The 17138-nt window shown below is 57.8% G+C and carries 8 protein-coding genes; all 8 read right to left on the reverse strand.

The window, feature by feature from the left end:
* Positions 1–23: 23 nt before the first annotated feature.
* The 8 genes from J3U87_RS31610 to J3U87_RS31635 all read right to left on the reverse strand — a co-directional run bounded on the left by J3U87_RS31610 (position 24) and on the right by J3U87_RS31635 (position 17136).
* Positions 24–4211, reverse strand: a complete 4188-nt coding sequence (locus J3U87_RS31610) for a LamG-like jellyroll fold domain-containing protein (RefSeq protein WP_237379799.1) — start codon at positions 4209–4211, stop codon at positions 24–26.
* Between the two features lie 225 nt (positions 4212–4436).
* Positions 4437–4922, reverse strand: coding sequence for a hypothetical protein (locus J3U87_RS31615; RefSeq protein WP_237379800.1), 486 nt, complete (start codon positions 4920–4922; stop codon positions 4437–4439).
* Positions 4919–14989, reverse strand: coding sequence for an RHS repeat-associated core domain-containing protein (locus tag J3U87_RS31620; RefSeq protein WP_237379801.1), 10071 nt, complete (start codon positions 14987–14989; stop codon positions 4919–4921). The genes J3U87_RS31615 and J3U87_RS31620 overlap by 4 nt, the downstream gene beginning before the upstream one ends.
* Before the next feature lie 141 nt (positions 14990–15130).
* Positions 15131–15262: a hypothetical protein gene (locus J3U87_RS35085; RefSeq protein ID WP_272932437.1), complete on the reverse strand. Its 132-nt coding sequence runs from the start codon at positions 15260–15262 to the stop codon at positions 15131–15133.
* Positions 15263–15585: 323 nt separating this feature from the next.
* Complete coding sequence (locus tag J3U87_RS31625) at positions 15586–15987, reverse strand: hypothetical protein (protein WP_237379802.1); 402 nt, start codon at positions 15985–15987, stop codon at positions 15586–15588.
* A gap of 118 nt (positions 15988–16105) precedes the next feature.
* Entirely contained in the window at positions 16106–16378 is a 273-nt protein-coding gene (locus tag J3U87_RS31630) for an immunity protein TriTu family protein (protein WP_237379803.1), read from the reverse strand.
* Positions 16378–16632: a TreTu family toxin gene (locus J3U87_RS35435; protein WP_420038233.1), complete on the reverse strand. Its 255-nt coding sequence runs from the start codon at positions 16630–16632 to the stop codon at positions 16378–16380. The genes J3U87_RS31630 and J3U87_RS35435 overlap by 1 nt, the downstream gene beginning before the upstream one ends.
* Positions 16633–17136, reverse strand: coding sequence for a hypothetical protein (locus tag J3U87_RS31635; protein WP_237379804.1), 504 nt, complete (start codon positions 17134–17136; stop codon positions 16633–16635).
* Between the last annotated feature and the right edge of the window lie 2 nt (positions 17137–17138).

A 17138-nucleotide genomic window follows, 5' to 3' on the forward strand; every position in this document is an offset into this window, starting at 1 on the left:
CGGAAAGAAACGCTTCTCATGACTCACTGAACACCTGAATATGGAATATGAGTCAAAAATTGAAAGGCCTCTTTATCATCAGGGCTCACGACATTCCCAAACTCATCCAGAAATTCCCCTTTTTCATTTTTCCATCGCCAGTATCCGACTTTCTGCCTCTGCCACTTGGGTATTCCTTTTTTCACTTTCTTCATAAAACGAATTCGCTCTTCACCTGCCTCATCCAACAATTTCCACCCATTTCCTTCGGCAGATACTTTTCTCCAGCTTTTCGGCTTTGCCCGGAGCACTTGCTTCTCTGTTTTCCCATGTAATGACTTAATCCTGACTTCAGATTGAGGCGTTACTTCTGGTACCTCATTTGAGCCATTACTTTGTGAAAAAGAATTATAAAGATCTTCTGCTGATTCGACCACCCATCCCGTTAAGTGTTTTGCGCCATTTAGAGACCCCACTGCTCCACCTGCCACCAATACGCCACCAACAGGTACCGCGGTTAGGCTTACACCCCCTGCGGGAGATAAACCTACTCCACCAATCATCATCCCACCGCCTGTGGAAATGGCTGCGACACCGAGATAAATGGAAAGCACGTCGCCATAAACTTGTGCAGCCTCTCCAAAATCAGTCTGAGGTTGGGCTCTATCAATCAAACCATTTGTAAAATTCGAGGCAATACCAGAACCTAGTGAGTTAACAACGTCTGCAAGAATAAACCAGCCATCTTCACCGTAAAGACCTGTCGGATCGACCATGTTCACGGGATCGTTGCCGACGTAACTGTAGGGGTTCCAGTACTGATCGGCGGGATCGACCTGGAGGAAACGGCCGACTTCGGGGAGGTACCAGCAGCCTCCCATGTAGTACATGCCGAAGACTGGTTCTTTTTCCTGGCCAGTGAATAGGTGGGGTTCTTTCTCGTTGCCCGACACCGCCGTGTTCATCGCTTCCCGTAACGTGATGCCGAAGGGGTCCGTGTCGCTTTGGGCCATCACGATTAGGTGCGACAGTTCCACCTCTCCCCCGCGGGCGTAGTCCGGGGCGGACTCGGCTCCTTCGTTCAGGCCAGCCAGGTAGGCCGATTGGATTTCTTCGGCAGTGGCGGCCCGCTTCAAGACCTGCACCTCGTCCAAGCCGCCGTGCCAGCGGTAGAGGTACAGCGGGAGGTAGCCCATCGTCAGACCTGCCGCCGGGTAAAGGGCCCCGATCGTCACAGCCTTTGCGTCGCCCACTTGGATGCCGTCTTGGTAGGTCGTGACGTGCTGGCCGTCGTAGGTTACGGCCAGGTGGGTCCAGCGCCGGTAGGAGATGCGGTTGCCCACCGTGATCCACTGGCGGTCGATGCCGTTGCCCAAGCTCACTGTCGGGGTTTTGTTGTCGTCGATGTAGAACAGGAACGGGGCCAGGCGGGTGTCGCCCGTGGCGCCGGCGTAGACCAGGGTTCCGCCGTCGTCGATGCCGTCGTCCTCGTCCTCGTCGTAGAGCCATAGGCTTATCGTCCAGGCGTTGCCCAGGTCGTCCATGTCGGCGTGGTAACTCACGTCGATGTCCTGCTTGCCATTGAGCCACAGGGCGCGGTCTCCGCGACGCGAGGTGAACGTCGGCACGCTGCCGTCCACCATCCAGCCGTAGCCGCTGGTGCCGCCGTTGGTCAGGTCTCCGTTGAAGGAGAAGGCTGCCACGACGTCGCCTGACAAGCGGGCCGGGGTCGGCGGTGCCGATCGGGATTCGCCCGCGCGGTTGCGGTACATGGCCACCACCATGCGCGTGCTGCCCAGGTGGTCTTTCACGTACAAGCCTGCGTGGCGCTTGGACTTGTAGCCGATCCGGTCACCGCCGTTGAGCAGGTAGGCCCGCTTGATGCGACCGAAGTCGCCCAGTTCGGCGTGGTTCTCCGTGCCTGCCGGGACGAAATAGGTTGTCTCGGATGCCGTGTTCTGGCCTTCCTCGAACTTGCTCCGCCGGACACGGGTTCCACTGTGATCATAGGCAAACGCTGCCCTGACAGTGGGATACCGTTCGGATTCGGACAAGGTGCCCACCTGGTCGATTTCGGTGGGCAACACGGGAAAGCGCGGATCGCCGTATGCCAAGTTTCGCGTCACCGACTCGCCCACTTGGTTTTCTTTTTGAAGGGTGACATTTCCCAAGACGTCGTAGTCGAAGTACAGATGCGCATGCTCTGCTGGATTGCTTCCGCCCAGCAATTCATCCCTGTCAACATATGCCAGCATGTTCGTGCCCTGCGCGATTTCGTGATCGAGCGACGCGTCATAAGTCCCGGTTTCCCCGTCCCGAAACGCTCGGGTCCGGGTTTCCTGGGTCCGGTTCCCGTTGCGGTCGTAGCTGTAGGTCAACTGAATCTCTTGATCCCAGCTCGAACGGGCTTCCGTGAGTTGGTTGGCCGCGTCGTAACGATACCGATGCACGAGATCGAATGTGGCCTGCTCGGGAGAGGCACCGCCTGCCTGGCCCAGGTGGTAGATCTCCCGCAATCGGGTGATGGTGCCGTCGTATCGGAACGGGGACGTATCCCCCGCGTCGAACATGTCGCCGTTATCGCCGAAATAGTCGAGGTGGGCGCTGAACGCCTGCTGGCCACCGAGCTTGGTTTCGTGGTCCAGCAGCCAGTCGCGCACGTCGAAGCGGTAGTCCGTCGTCAGCCAGGCACCACTGTCCTGCCCCAACGCCACCTGGCCGACATGGCCCGTCGGCGTGTGCGTGAACCCGCCCACCTTGCGCACCGAGCTGCCGTAGGACAGCGTGCTCTCTTCGTCGATCATTGAACCGAGGGCGGCAAAAGTAGTCTGCCCCTCGCCGCCGTGTTCGCCGGCATGTTTGCGGAAACCAATGTGCACGGTCATGCGCTCGGACAGTGGGGCCAGGTCGCTGGTCGTCACTAGGCGGTCGAACGCGTCGTAGGTGTAGCCCAACGCCAAGTGGTGGGTCCGGTTGATGGAACGGACGACCCGGTCGCGGTTGTCGTACTCGACCCAGAAGATCTGCGGTTCCAGCACGCCGCGGATCAGGTAGACCCGGCACACGACGCGACCCTTGTGGTCGTAGAAGAAGCGCTCGGCCGAGTTGGGGCCGACGATCTCGACGGTCTGGCCGATGGGGTCGCCGAACTGGAAATCGGGATCACCCGTGGGGTTCTGTTGTTCGAGTTCAGTGAGCGTCGGCCAGAAGTGGGGCTTCTCGTCAGCACGCGCTAAGTACAGCTCGGTGTCGATCCAAGGGCTGGGTCGCCCGGTGCCCTGTCCTCCCGCGGAGCCGAGATCGTAACGGTCGAAACGGGTCGACACCGTGGTATTCGTGGTGACTTCGATGTGGTTGAGATCGGTGTGGTTCGTGTCGACCTTTTGTTGTAAGGCCGGGCGGTTGTATTTGAGGTACCCGGAACCGCTGGAATGCTTGAAACGCACCTGGCGCGAGGCGATCACGCGGTCCTGGTCGTCGTAGACGGTTTCGAACCAGAAGCCGATGCCGGCCTCGCCCTGACGCTCCTTCGCGTTGCGGCTGAATCGCAAGCGACCGTGGCGATCGTAAACGAACTCGGATATGCCGAATTCGGGCTCGTGAGTCTCAACGACGCGGTCGTAGGCATCGTGGACGTGGCGCGTGAGCAAGCCGTGCGGCAAGCCGTCTTCATCCAAGACGATTTCGTTGTTTGCCGTCACGAACTCATCCCGATCGAGGGAGACCGTCCAGGGCCCATCGGCTCCAGGAGCAAGGATCGCTCGTGGGGGGTACACCGCAATGAGTCGACCGAAGCGGTCGTACTGGTTGTAGCTGACCAGATTGCGCGTGGCAGCGGTGAGGCCGGTTTCGTAGCCTGTCGGCAGGTAGACCTTGTGATTGGTGAAGGCGCTGTTGCCGGCACTCAGGTCGGGGGCTTCGCCGGTGACCACGTCCAAGTGCCAAGCCCGCATCCACTCGATGCTGGGATTGGCGATCGTCAGCAGCGGCCGGTCGGCATCCGCGCCCGTGAGTGTGACGCTGACCGCACCGTCGGGATCGATGGCCATGGCGCCGTGCACGCCAGGCACGAGTGCACCATTTTGTTCCACCGGCACCAAGTGCGACATCATCCCGGGCAGATCCACGACCAACCCGGGGTCTCCCACGACAATGGAGAAGTAGTGATAGCGGAAGTAGCGCAACGGATCGTCGCTGTCGCGGGCTTTTTCGCCGAACGGCAGTTCCGGCATGACCCGGCCTCGTGCCGGATCGTCCTCGTAGAAGGTGTTGGTAAACGGGTTTTGGTCGGGCTCGATGTGGTTGCGACCACTCCTTCAGAACATCAACGGCCAGGTCTGAATCCCGATCTGCCAACTAAAACTGACGCCTTAGAAGTCGAGTTGAACGAGGTAGGCAACCCAGAGTCCTGAAGCACAGCTCAAATGAAGGTGCATAGTTTTTTTAATCTAGTGAGCTTAACTATCAAAAGCCATCAAAATAGAACTAAGTCTGTGAGGATCTTTCTCGATCACTTCAAGTACATCTTTCGCTGCGTATCTTTCCCCAAACATCATCTCCTGGTACAAAATCCACAATCCTTCTCGTGCCTTTTCCCTACACCTTTCCCCTAAATCACGATTGCCTTTGCTTATCTCTTCTTCATGTGGTTCGCCTGAAACAATCTGGAACAAAAGCTCCAAAATACTAATCTTTACCCACTTTTGTTGTTTTTGAAGCAGAGAAGTTAACAACACAGGCACAACATATTCAGCCGACTCAAAAAGTTGCCCCTGTACAACTACGTGATTTTCGATTTTCCAATAGGCATTTTCTGCTTCATCAGGTCTAGATGATTTAAGTAACTCTAATATTGCTGAAGGTATATTATCAGCTATTCCTGACGCTTCTCGAAGTTCAGCCCAATGATGCCGAGCTAATTCGATTTGGTTTAAATATTTCATCTTCCCCACGCTCCACCTGGTTCTGCTTTAACATCATCCGGAAATTGACCTGGGCTATACTTTCGTTGGCAATTTTTACACACTGGAATCTCCGCCCATTCTAATTCTCCGGTGGTTTTATTTCGCCGCCACCCATGGGCTTTAGTCATCTTGGCATCAGAACCTAATTGTCTGGCAACATCATCTTCTGCACATCCAGCAGGATTCCTTGAACACCCAGATACAACCTTTCCATTTTTATGCCCACCCACGTATGTAGCATGTTTCCGTTTAAGCCTTTTACCAGCTTCATCTCTGGCATCTTCAGCCTTCCTTACGAAATCATCGGTACTCTTTGATCCCTCAGTGTACGAATTATAGAGATCTTCTGCCGATTCGACCACCCATCCCGTTAAGTGTTTTGCCCCATTTAGAGATCCCACTGCTCCACCTGCCACCAATGCGCCGCCAACAGGTACTGCAGTTAGGCTTACACCCCCTGCGGGAGATAAACCTAATCCACCAATCATCATCCCACCGCCTGTAGTGATGGCGGCGACACCGAGATAAATTGAAAGCACGTCGCCATAAACCTGCGCTGCCTCACCAAATTCCGTCTGAGGCTGGGCTCTATCGATCAAACCATTCGTGAAATTAGAGGCAACGCCGGAGCCTAAAGAGTTGACAACGTCTGCAAGAATAAACCAGCCATCTTCACCGTAAAGCCCCGTAGGATCGACCATGTTCACGGGGTCATTGCCGACGTAGCTGTACGGGTTCCAGTATTGGTCTGCGGGATCCACCTGCAGGAAGCGGCCGACCTCGGGGAAGTACCAGCGGCCGCCCATGTAATACATGCCGAAGTCCGGTTCCTTTTCCTGGCCGGTGAATAGGTGGGGTTCCTTCACGTTGCCCGACACCGCAGTGTTCATCGCTTCTCGCAGCGTGATGCCGAAGGGGTCCATGTCGGTTTGAGCCATTACGACCAGGTGCGACAGGTCCACTTCTCCCCCGCGGGCGTAGTCCGGTGCGGACTCGGCTCCTTCGTTCAGGCCAGCCAGGTAGGCCGATTGGATTTCTTCGGCAGTGGCGGCCCGCTTCAAGACCTGCACTTCGTCCAAGCCGCCGTGCCAGCGGTAGAGGTACAGCGGGAGGTAGCCCATCGTCAGACCCGCTGCCGGGTACAGAGCCCCGATCGTCACAGCCTTTGGGTCGCCCACCTGGATGCCGTCTTGGTAGGCCGTGACTTGCTGGTCGTCGTAGGTTACGGCCAGGTGGGTCCAGCGCCGGTAGGAGATGCGGTTGCCTACCGTGATCCACTGGCGATCGATGCCGTTGCCCAAGCTCACCGTAGGGGTTTTGTTGTCGTCGATGTAGAACAGGAACGGGGCCAGGCGAGTGTCGCCCGTCGCACCGGCGTAGACCAGGGTTCCGCCGTCGTCGATGCCGTCGTCCTCGTCCTCATCGTAGAGCCACAGGCTGATCGTCCAGGCGTTGCCCAGGTCGTCCATGTCGCCGTGGTAACTTACGTCGATATCCTGCCCGCCATTGAGCCACAGGGCGCGGTCTCCGCGACGCGAAGTGAACGTCGGCACGCTGCCGTCCACCGTCCAGCCATCGCCGCTCGTGCCCTCGTTCGTCAGGTCGCCATTGAAGGAGAAGGCCGCCACGACGTCGCCCGCCAGACAGGCTGGGGTCGGCGGCTCCGATCGGGATTCACCCGCGCGGTTGCGGTACATGGCCACCACCATGCGTGTGCTGCCCAGGTGGTCTTTGACGTACAAGCCCGCGTGGCGCTTGGATTTGTAGCCGATCCGGTCACCGCCGTTGAGTAGGTAGGCCCGCTTGATGCGGCCGAAGTCGTCCAGTTCGGCGTGGTTCTCCGTGCCTGCCGGGACGAAATAGGTTGTCTCCGATACCGTGTTCTGGCCTTCTTGGAACTCGCTCCGCCGGACACGAGTTCCGCTGTGATCATAGGCAAACGTTGCCCTGACAGTGGGATACCGTTCGGATTCGGACAAGGTGCCCACCTGGTCGATTTCGGTGGGCAACACGGGAAAGCGCGGATCGCCGTATGCCAAGTTTCGCGTCACCGACTCGCCCACTTGGTTTTCTTTTTGAAGGGTGACATTTCCCAAGACGTCGTAGTCGAAGTACAGATGCGCATGCTCTGCTGGATTGCTTCCGCCCAGCAATTCATCCCTGTCAACATATGCCAGCATGTTCGTGCCCTGCGGGATTTCGTGATCGAGCGACGCGTCATAGGTCCCGGTTTCCCCGTCCCGAAACGCTCGGGTCCGGGTTTCCTGGGTCCGGTTCCCGTTGCGGTCGTAGCTGTAGGTCAACTGAAGCTCTTGATCCCAGCTCGAACGGGCTTCCGTGAGTTGGTTGGCCGCGTCGTAACGATACCGATGCACGAGATCGAATGTGGCCTGCTCGGGAGAGGCACCGCCTGCCTGGCCCAGGTGGTAGATCTCCCGCAATCGGGTGATGGTGCCGTCGTATCTGAACGGGGACGTATCCCCCGCGTCGAACATGTCGCCGTTGTCGCCGAAGTAGTCGAGGTGGGCGCTGAAGGCCTGTTGGCCTCCGAGCTTGGTTTGGTGGTCCAGCAGCCAGTCGCGGACGTCGAAGCGGTAGTCCGTCGTCAGCCAGGCTCCGCTGTCCTGCCCCAACGCCACCTGGCTGACATGGCCCGTCGGCGTGTGCGTGAACCCGCCCACCTTGCGCACCGAGCTGCCGTAGGACAGCGTGCTCTCTTCGTCGATCAGCGAACCCAGGGCCGCAAACGTGGTCTGCCCCTCGCCGCCGTGTTCGCCGGCATGTTTGCGGAAACCAATGTGCACGGTCATGCGCTCGGACAGCGGAGCCAGGTCGCTGGTCGTCACCAGGCGGTCGAAGGCGTCGTAGGTGTAGCCCAACGCCAAGTGGTGGGTCTGGTTGATGGTACGGACGACCCGATCGCGGTTGTCGTACTCGACCCAGAAGATCTGCGGTTCCAGCACGCCGCGGATCAGGTAGACCCGGCACACGACGCGGCCCTTGTGGTCGTAGAAGAAGCGCTCGGCCGAGTTGGGGCCGACGATCTCGACGGTCTGGCCGATTGGGTCGCCGAACTGGAAATCGGGATCACCCTTGGGGTTCTGTTGCTCGAGTTCGGTGAGCGTCGGCCAGAAGTGGGGCTTCTCGTCAACACGCGCTGGGAAGAGCTCGGTGTCGGTCCAAGGGCTGAGTCGCCCTGCGCCCTGTCCTCCCGGGAAGCCGAGATCGTAACGGTCGAAACGCGTCATCACCGCGGTGTTCTCAGTGACTTCCAACTGGTTGAGATCGGATGAGTTTGCATCGACTTTTTGTTGTAGGGTCGTGCGGCCATATTCGACGTACCCGGACCCGTTTGGATTTGTGAATCGGACCTGGCGCGAGGCGATCACGCGGTCCTGGTCGTCGTAGACGGTTTCGAACCAGAAGCCGATGCCGCCCGCTGCCGGACGTTCTTTCGCGTTGCGGCTAAACCGCAGGCGGCCGTGGCGATCATAGACGAACTCGGACATGCCGAATTCGGGCTCGTGGGTTTCGATCACGCGGTCGTAGGCGTCGTGGACGTGGCGGGTGACTAGGCCGGACGGAATACCACCCTCGTCCACCGTGACTTCGGCATCATTTAAACTCAGGGTCCAGGGCCCATTGGGTCCAGGAGCAAGGATCGCTCGGGGCGGGTACACTGCGATGAGCCGACCGAAGCGGTCGTACTGGTTGTAGCTGACCAGATTGGTGGTCGAGTTGTTGAGCCGACCTTCGTAGCCTGTCGGCAGGTAGACCTTGTGGTTGGTGAAGGCGCCGTTGCCGATACTCAAGTCCGGCGCCTCGCCTGTGACCACGTCCAAGTGCCAGGCCCGCATCCACTCGAGGCTGGGATTGGCGATCGTCAGGAGTGGCCGGTCGGCATCGGCACCGGTGAGCGTCACGCTGACCGCGCCATCGGGATCGATGGCCAGGGTGCCGTGAAGGCCCGGCTTAAGCACACCACCGTCTTCTACCGGCACCAGGTGCGACATCATTCCTGGCAGATCCACGACCAATCCGGGGTCGCCCACCACAATCGAGAAGTAGTGGTAGCGGAAGTAGCGCAACGGATCGTCGCTGTCTCTGGCTTTTTCGCCGAAGGGCAGTTCCGCCATGACCCGGCCTCGCGCCGGATCGTCCTCGTAGAAGGTGTTGGTGAACGGGTTTTGGTCGGGCTCGATGTGGTTGCGGCTCGTCTTCCAGAAGGCCTCACCCGCCGTGGCCGATTCGTCGCGGGAACCGGCCGCCATCAGGCTCGACCATTCGGCTCCGGATGGCGCGGTGCCGTAGAATCCTTTGCCCGCCGAGACCTGGCGGCCCAAGGCATCGTAGGTGGCGAACCCGCTCACCAGGTATTGATGCTTCTGCGCTACGGGCGCATAGCTGCCCATGGCGCGCGTTTCCTGACCGTACCCCTTGAGATCGGAAAACGAGACCTGGTAGATCTTGTGGTTCGGGTCGTCCGGGTCGGGATAGTTCACCGAGATGATGCGGTTGTGATGGGGATCGGCCTCAGCCGCCCAGTCGGTCTTGCCGTAGATCGCACTTTGCGGCAGTGGCGTCTTGGCCAGACTGGGGATCGGGTTGCGGCGAATGCGGGACGCGGGCACGAAGACACACACTTGGAATTGCCGCTTCTGCGGATCGGTTGACGACGGGACGTAGCGGTAAAAGACATTGCCGGCTCGGGTCCAGTTCGCCTGGGTACCCAGCACGACCGCTTCGCGTGAATCGTAGTTCCCCCAAGGTTGGACGGAATCGAGGTGGTCGGGATAGGGCACCAGGAACGCCTGGATCCCCGCCAGGTCGGTTTGCGGGTCGAAGGGCACTTCCAACCAGGCGTACCAGTCCTCGTTCGGCAAGGGACCGGTGGGGATTTGGGTGAGTTGACCGGGATCGATGGTCCCCGCCGAGAGCACCCAGGTATGGGTGGCGCTGCCGGTGATGTCCTGCGATGCCAAAACAAATGGTTCGGGCGCATAGGATCGGTTCAGAGCGTCTCTCAGCGCGCCATCGCCGACATTCCGAAGCACATCCAGTGGGTCGGAGAGCTCGGCACTGGCAGACAGATTGAGGCCGCTGTTCAGGCCTTTGGGCGAAACGATCGCATCGGAAAGCGTTTCGAAGCGCTCGAACGTGATCTGGGATGGGGCCTCACTCGCGTTGATCGTCTCGTTCAGGTGGTAGCGAACCTCGAGTTGGACCGTGCGACTGCTGGCGCCATCCCAAAATTCGGGACCAAAGAAGCTGTGGGGGATTTCGGCACGGATCCGGATGCGGACATCTTCCGGGTTCTCCAAACCGACCTGCGCAGCCTGGAACGGGAGTGCATCACTGCCCAGGGTCTTCCATCTGGCGGGATCGGTAGCACCCTCGACCCACTGACTGCCGCTCCAATACTGCGTGCCGGAAACCCAAGCCCACTGAAAGGCGCTCAGAGCCACGGCTTGACCGGAGAGCAGGTGGGCCGCATTCCCCGTCGAAGAAGTCGGTTCCAAGGCTTGCTCGATCGCCACTGAGCCCGTTTGGCCTTCCTGAACCGTGACCGATTCGGGCGTCACGTCGAGGTAATCCATGCCAATCAGATTGGCGGCCCCCACGTCGCTTCGCTCGAAATACAACGGAATGCCCTGGCCTTGGGTCCCAATCTGGCTGCTGTGGACGAGATCCTGGCCATTTCTCGAGATGAACAGGTGGACCCGGTATTGGTGTTGGGCATCGGTAAAGTCGATTCCGAAATCCTGCCTCAATAACGAGGTGAAGGTCTCCATCTCGTGGAAGCTTTCCAGGCTGAGATAGTAGCGTTTGTTCTTTTTTAAATTGTTCGGATGGTCCTGGTCGTAATCCGATTGCATGGCGAGAAAGGTGTCCAACGCCATGTCCGCCTGGTAGCACTCCAGTCCACCCGGAGCGCAGGTATTGACATTCTCGGGTTTCCCCATGAAAAAGAAGATCCGCCACGCACTGTCCGGTGCCGCCAAATATTCAGCATCGGGATAGTCCTCGAGCGAGAACGGGATCGAAATGTTCTGGAGCAGAAGGTCGGGTTGTTGGATGTAGGGCCAAACCAATCGATCAGCCTGATCATCATGCGCCGTCCCATCCAGGTGAACCCGCAGTTCCCGCCCTTGGGGCTCCGCATATTCCGGTACGAGGGTGTTGGGCGTGCAATTGTTGCCATCGTTGAGGATGATCGGGTTGCCGTGTGCATCCACACCCAAATCATTGGTTAACGTGCTACTGTCAAAATCGATGACGGCCTTGTAGTCCCGGGTATCGCCATTTGGTGGATACCACGTCAATTCCGACCAAACATCCTTCACCTGATGGAATTCGAGTTCGATGGGGTAGGGAAAAACATTCTCCACCGAATCCCAAGGGTCGCACGCCGACAATTGATAGTTTGCTTCCAACGAAAGCGGTGCTTGCTTGGAGAGCCCCGCCACATCGGTGGTCTGCGTATGGTTATGGGAATGATTCTGGGAAATGCCCAGCGGATATTTGAGGTGGTAGTCGACTTCCACGCCGGGGAAAAGACGAGATGTATCCTCGGCATCCGCGGTTCCGTTGACGCCCAGAACCTGCAACTTCCAACTGTGGTCGTCGCGCACCGTGGACAGGCGGGAGGTGTAGCTATGCACCCCATGTGTCAATTCCGCTTTGTATTTCGCGGTGTGGTCGTGATTGTCGCCAAAGGTGAATTTGAAGATGGGCCCCGCAATACTCCGAATCGAACCGAAATCTTGGATGTATTCGAACGGCACCCCGTAACGATCTTTGGCCGACAGGACCAAGCGGTAGTTCTTACCCGGCTGATACATGTCCCCGAGCTTTAGAGGCGTTCCTTCCGGGCCGCTTTGTACCACCGCCCCCGTGGGATTGCCCTCACCGTCGAGTTCGACCATCTTCCAGGAAGAGCCGTACCGAGTCCCGCTCTCCGACACCCAATTGGGGCTGAGCGTGTCGTCGTGGTTGGCCGCGGCTCGGCCGTTCAAGTCACCTGGCGTCAGGAGATCGCGGTCGGCTCTTTGATCATGCTTCAGGGTGATCGGAACCCCATCCTGCAACGCCACCAACGTGCCGCTGCGGTAAATGAACGGAACGCCTTGGGCCAGGACCGACTCCTGATCCTCGCGACTCAAGGGTTGCCGGATCACGCCGTTGATCGAGAGCGAGAGCGACCAGCCCTGCGGTGATCGGAAGGCCTGCCAGTCGGTGTGATCCCGTCCCGGCACGCCCGGATCATGGGTCAGGAAGGCCGCGATGTAATAAGGGTTGGCCTCCGTGCCCTGATCGAGGGTGATCGGCGCCCCCTCGTGCAGGAACAAACTCCGGAACAGGTCGCCCACCTTGCTGGTATTGAGGTCGGCCAGGGTGATCGCTTCGCTGGTTCGGATGCGGACCGGGTCGCCCTGGGCATTGGGTTCGTAGAGGCCCAGCGCCACAAACATCTCGTCTTGGGCCACGAAGCCCTGTTGCGCCGTGAACTGCCCGGAGGCCTGGGCGGCCTCGGGAACCATCGTCTCCGGGGTGTGCACCAAATACGGCACCTCGGCGCTGGCCGGCTGAAGCCCCCAATAGGAGAGCCCGACCCTGGCCGAGAAGAAACCGCGCTGATCGACGAACTTGATAGGGCCGATGCCACCGCCGATCAGGCCAATGACATTTTGGTCCAAGGATCCCTCGGCGCCTTCGGTCCGCTCGCTGACCGTGCCCGACCAGGCGTATTTCACGAACACTCGGATGTTCCGAACCACGCGGTCGTTGAAGAACAGCCCGCTGTTCTGGCTCAACCGGTAGCTGCCATCCAACCGGTATCGGTTGTTGCCCGTAGCGACCTTGTCCACCTCGAGCCCTGGCCACCAGGCCTTGTCCGGCCCCAAAACTTGGGTCCAGGGTGGCTGGTCCGTGGCCGGCACCCATTGCTGGCCGTTCCACAGCTCGCCTGTGTCTTCATCGCGCCACAACCACCACAGCAGGTCGGGGTCAACCGAGGGCACCTCGACGGTCAGGCTGAGGCTTGTCGGACTGAAGGCATCGGTCACGCCCACGATGTCGTCCCAAGCCACGCCAAAGTCACGGGCCGTCACCGGCCAGCCGGGCTGAATGGGCACATCGATCTGATCGCGAGCACCTGTAACCGTGGTGTACCGCACTCCGAGCTGAACTTCGTTGAGGGTCTCCCGCCAAAACGGCAGGCACTCCGACCGCGTCAGGGATTCGACCCCCATCCATCCCAGCGAAATCAGATGGCTCGACGTGGCGCTGTCGTAGTGGTAGTGCACTACGTCGAAGATGCCGCCCTCGCGCTGGTCGGTCAGGCTCAACCAGAGATTGCCGGATAGCCCCGAGTCGATCCAGTCGGAGCCGTTCCAATACTCCCCGCGATCGTTTTTCAGGAAAAACTGCAGGTCACTTTCGTTCAGGCCGCTGTTGGGAAAGCCGGTCGAGAAATCGGCGGTCAGCCCCACGTAGTTGTCCCAGTCACCGGACCCGCTGCCTGTCAGCGAATCGGGTGCTTCCAGGTTCCCGCTGACCAGGCTCAGTTGGCTGGCATCGCCGGTGCGGCGCACCGTGCCCACCACCACTTCCGGCGACCGCACCAGGTAATTACCCGTCATCATCACGATCTCGTAGGTTTCGCCGAGTTCCAGCTCGCGATCCGGTTGGTAGGACGCCAGTTCCAGCGGGTTCTGACGCCAATCGGGATCCAGCCAGTGCCCGCGGCTGTCCCGCAGCCCGACGAAAAAGACCTTGGCGTTCTTGACCGGTGACCAGGTGAACGTGGGTCGCGCCTCGATCAGGTCGCCCGCGGGGGTCACGGCCACGGCGGTCGTGGGCGGATCGGCCTCGGGCGGCAGGTAGGCCAGCTCGCGGGTGCGGACGTGGGTGGATTTCCCGGCCCGGTTGACGGAGTAGACGTAGAGCCGGTAGCGCTTGCCCAGCTCGAGGGCCTCCGGGACCTGGGCGGCAGCCTGTGTAATAACTACGTTTTCCCAATCGAGATCGAGAAAGACGCGATCCTCGTGGCGCATGATGCCCAGGCGGTAGCTTTCGGCGCCTTCGACGGCCTCCCACCAGATGGTGGGCCGCGAGGAGGCCCAGTTCTCGGGGAAGAAGGAAAGCGCGGCCGGCGCCTGGGAGGGCTTCAGCACGACCGGCAAGTCGATCGGGTTGCCGATCAGGTATTCGGTCTTGTTCAGGTAGCGCGGCACCAGCTCGATGGTGGGGTTCTGCCCCTGCCAGAAAGCGTCGGTGAAGGCGTCGGGCTGGAAGTAGGCAGTCAGCGTGCCGGCCTGCTTGTCGACGACGGTGTTGTCGAAGAAGCCGGCTCGGGTTTGGGTGTCGTCCAGGCTGTGAAAGACCTCCGAGGCCACCCACTGGCTGCCGTCCCAATAGGTATTGGATCCGGCAAGCCGCCAGGCCCAGGAAAGGTCGGCGACCTGCCAATCCTCGGGATTGAGTTTCTCCATGAAGAAGGAGAGCTTCAGGGTCAGCGGCTCGCTGTCGGATCGATCGACCTGCAGGCTGGGCCCGGTATCGAACAGTCGCGGTCCTGGCCGAACCTCTTTGAACGTCAGCTCGAAGGGCGCGGCAAAGTAGTTGGGGGTCGAGGGAATGCCCAGTGTGATCCGGACGCGCTGTTCGCGGGCGCCTTGCCAGAAGGTCGGCGTGAACAGGGGCTGTTGGATTTGGAAATCCACCCGGACATTGCCGCCGGCCGGGGAATTGAACAGACTGCGGCTGCTGTCGACCCAAAACGGATGCGTATTGGTTTGAAGCGTGTGAAAGCCGGCATCGCTGGTCCAGGCCTCACCGTCCCAATAGGTGCCAGGCCGGTCGATGTCTTCGAAGCGGGCCAGGATGCCGCTGGGGAAGACACCGTGAACCCCCATGTCGACGGTGAAGGCGGCATTGCCGGCCGTCGTGGGATCGACTTCCACCGTGCCGGTCGAAACCTGAACCACATTGACGTCCACGGCCATGAGGGGTCCGCAGAGGGCCAACCCGATCAACAGAGTCAAAACATTCCGAAATATGGCGTTACACTTCATCACATCATCCCTTGTACAAGCAGGTCGCGGGGTTTCTGACAGTCGGAGGCCTGATCGCGGGCGGGTTCGGGACACACCTCGCGATGGGCAGGGCATGGAAGCCAGCGGCGGTTATGGGGTGGGGAGCTCGCCGTACTCGACGCGGTAATGCTCGGATTTCAGGATGCCGCCGGGGAACACACCACAAACCCCCATGTTGACGGCGCAGGAGGCATTGCCGGCCGTCGTGGAATCGACTTCCACCGTGCCTCCAGAGTACTTATCTATATCAGGCGCGACTTTTTACAACCAAGAACGCGCGATTCGGGTGGATGTTATCGTGCAAGATGTTGGAGCGAAACGTGTTGGGGCGAGCGGAGGCGTACTTGGAAAGTTCGGGGCCGCCACCGGATCGAGCATCGCTACGATACGTTGCAGCCCAACAGGTTGTGCGAAAACGCCACCAAGAATCGCTCTATTTAGGTACAAGCCACCTAAAAGAAATGTGCGTGTTTGGTATTGCTAAGTTGCTCCTCGGACCTTTCTTCTACGTTGGTCCCGTCCAGTAAACCTGCTACTTACTCCCCTCATTTTGCTCGCCACTTTTCTAGCCTTTCCCCATTTTCACTAAGCTTTTGGACCCTCAGGAAGGAAATATCTTGACAATAACAACTAAAACCCTCATCAGGTTCAACCAAATAGTATTTAATTCCTTCTAGTCCAAACGACTCTACGGACTGAACCTCCAACTCCACAAACCCAAACCACCGACCTCCCAACTCAGGCAGCTTCAATTGAGTAACTCCGAACAAACCAATTGTCAGAAAAAACTTTCCTTGATCAGTCGGAACACCAACCTCTAAAAACACATTCATTTGCGGAGGATCCAAGTGGTAATCAAAATTCACTTGGAACTCCAAGATCTCATCAAGGTCAAAAAAGTCAAACAGAGGAATAAACTGTTCTATACAACTTTGATTTTTCAACACATCAATAATCCTTACTTCCCGGTCGTCTAGCTTAACGCACCCCCGAGAGAGTTCGCGCCAATGCTATGGTCTAACTTAATTGATTAAAACCTTAACCATACGCAAGGAAAAGCTAATTTTATATATTATTTACTTTTTGAAACAAGCTTTCAATTTTTTTCTCCTCGCAATTAAAATTCACCAACTCTTCCTCGCTTTCCAACTCGAGAACAAGGACGTCTATATAGCCGGTAGACCATATTGAAACAACGCCAACTACTTTTTTCGTTTCAAATTCAACTGAAAAACTTCCATTTGGATGCTCTGGTGACTTGAAGGCCACAGAGATGCTATCATACTTGTCTTGTATCTCTTTTACTGCCGAAACAATCAATCCAAAATCAATTTCCATTATTTCACCTTCAACGGCTCAGATAAATTCTGAAACTCAGGTAGCTCCGGCTCTGGAAGACCCTTTTTTCTGGCCAATCTCCCTCTGGGGCTGCCAGGTCTATGAATTGTTTTCCAACCTTCAGTACCACCTGGGTTTAATGAATGAGTGGGTACATCTCGCACTACTCCAAAAAGTGATTGAGCCTCTATTGGCTCAATCACCCAACCAGCCTCGGCAGCATCTAACCCTCTAAAAATGTTCCCACCAACCATTCAAAGATAAGGCGAGCGGAACTTTTCTACATACAAACCATCCGGCACCACTAAGTTGATATCAATCTCAACAGCACATCCAAAGTACATATAATAATCATAACCAAAATGCACAAATGCTCTATTCTTATATTCCAACTTACACCAAATCAACTCTCTCAATATAGCTCGAGCACACAGCCCAGCTTCATCTATACTAATCCAACTTAGGTTTTTCAAAAAGCTAATATCGATAGGGAGTAGATCACATTTATTGGCACCACTGTCTTCTAGAAATTCATTCTCTAAATCTACCACCTGTACATAGCGAGCCTCGAAATGTTTAAAAAAACGAAGCACAGCTTCCACATAAAAATTTTCAACCTTCAAATAATCCTCCAAGTCAAGCTTTCGACCATTATAAACACCTCCAACATCAGATACACTTGTCCAATCTTCCGCTAGATAGTGCCCTTGCTCATTTCGATCATGAGGGTTGTATTTGGTGACTCGAAAATAATTCACAA

The organism is Sulfidibacter corallicola, assembly GCF_017498545.1.
GTDB lineage: Bacteria > Acidobacteriota > Holophagae > Acanthopleuribacterales > Acanthopleuribacteraceae > Sulfidibacter > Sulfidibacter corallicola.

Bases quoted from the DNA above. Each gene is read 5' to 3' on its own strand.
- J3U87_RS31615 (WP_237379800.1), bottom strand. From the start codon at position 4,922: ATGAAATATTTAAACCAAATCGAATTAGCTCGGCATCATTGGGCTGAA.
- J3U87_RS31630 (WP_237379803.1), bottom strand. From the start codon at position 16,378: ATGGAAATTGATTTTGGATTGATTGTTTCGGCAGTAAAAGAGATACAA.
- J3U87_RS31610 (WP_237379799.1), bottom strand. From the start codon at position 4,211: ATGCCGGAACTGCCGTTCGGCGAAAAAGCCCGCGACAGCGACGATCCG.
- J3U87_RS35435 (WP_420038233.1), bottom strand. From the start codon at position 16,632: ATGGTTGGTGGGAACATTTTTAGAGGGTTAGATGCTGCCGAGGCTGGT.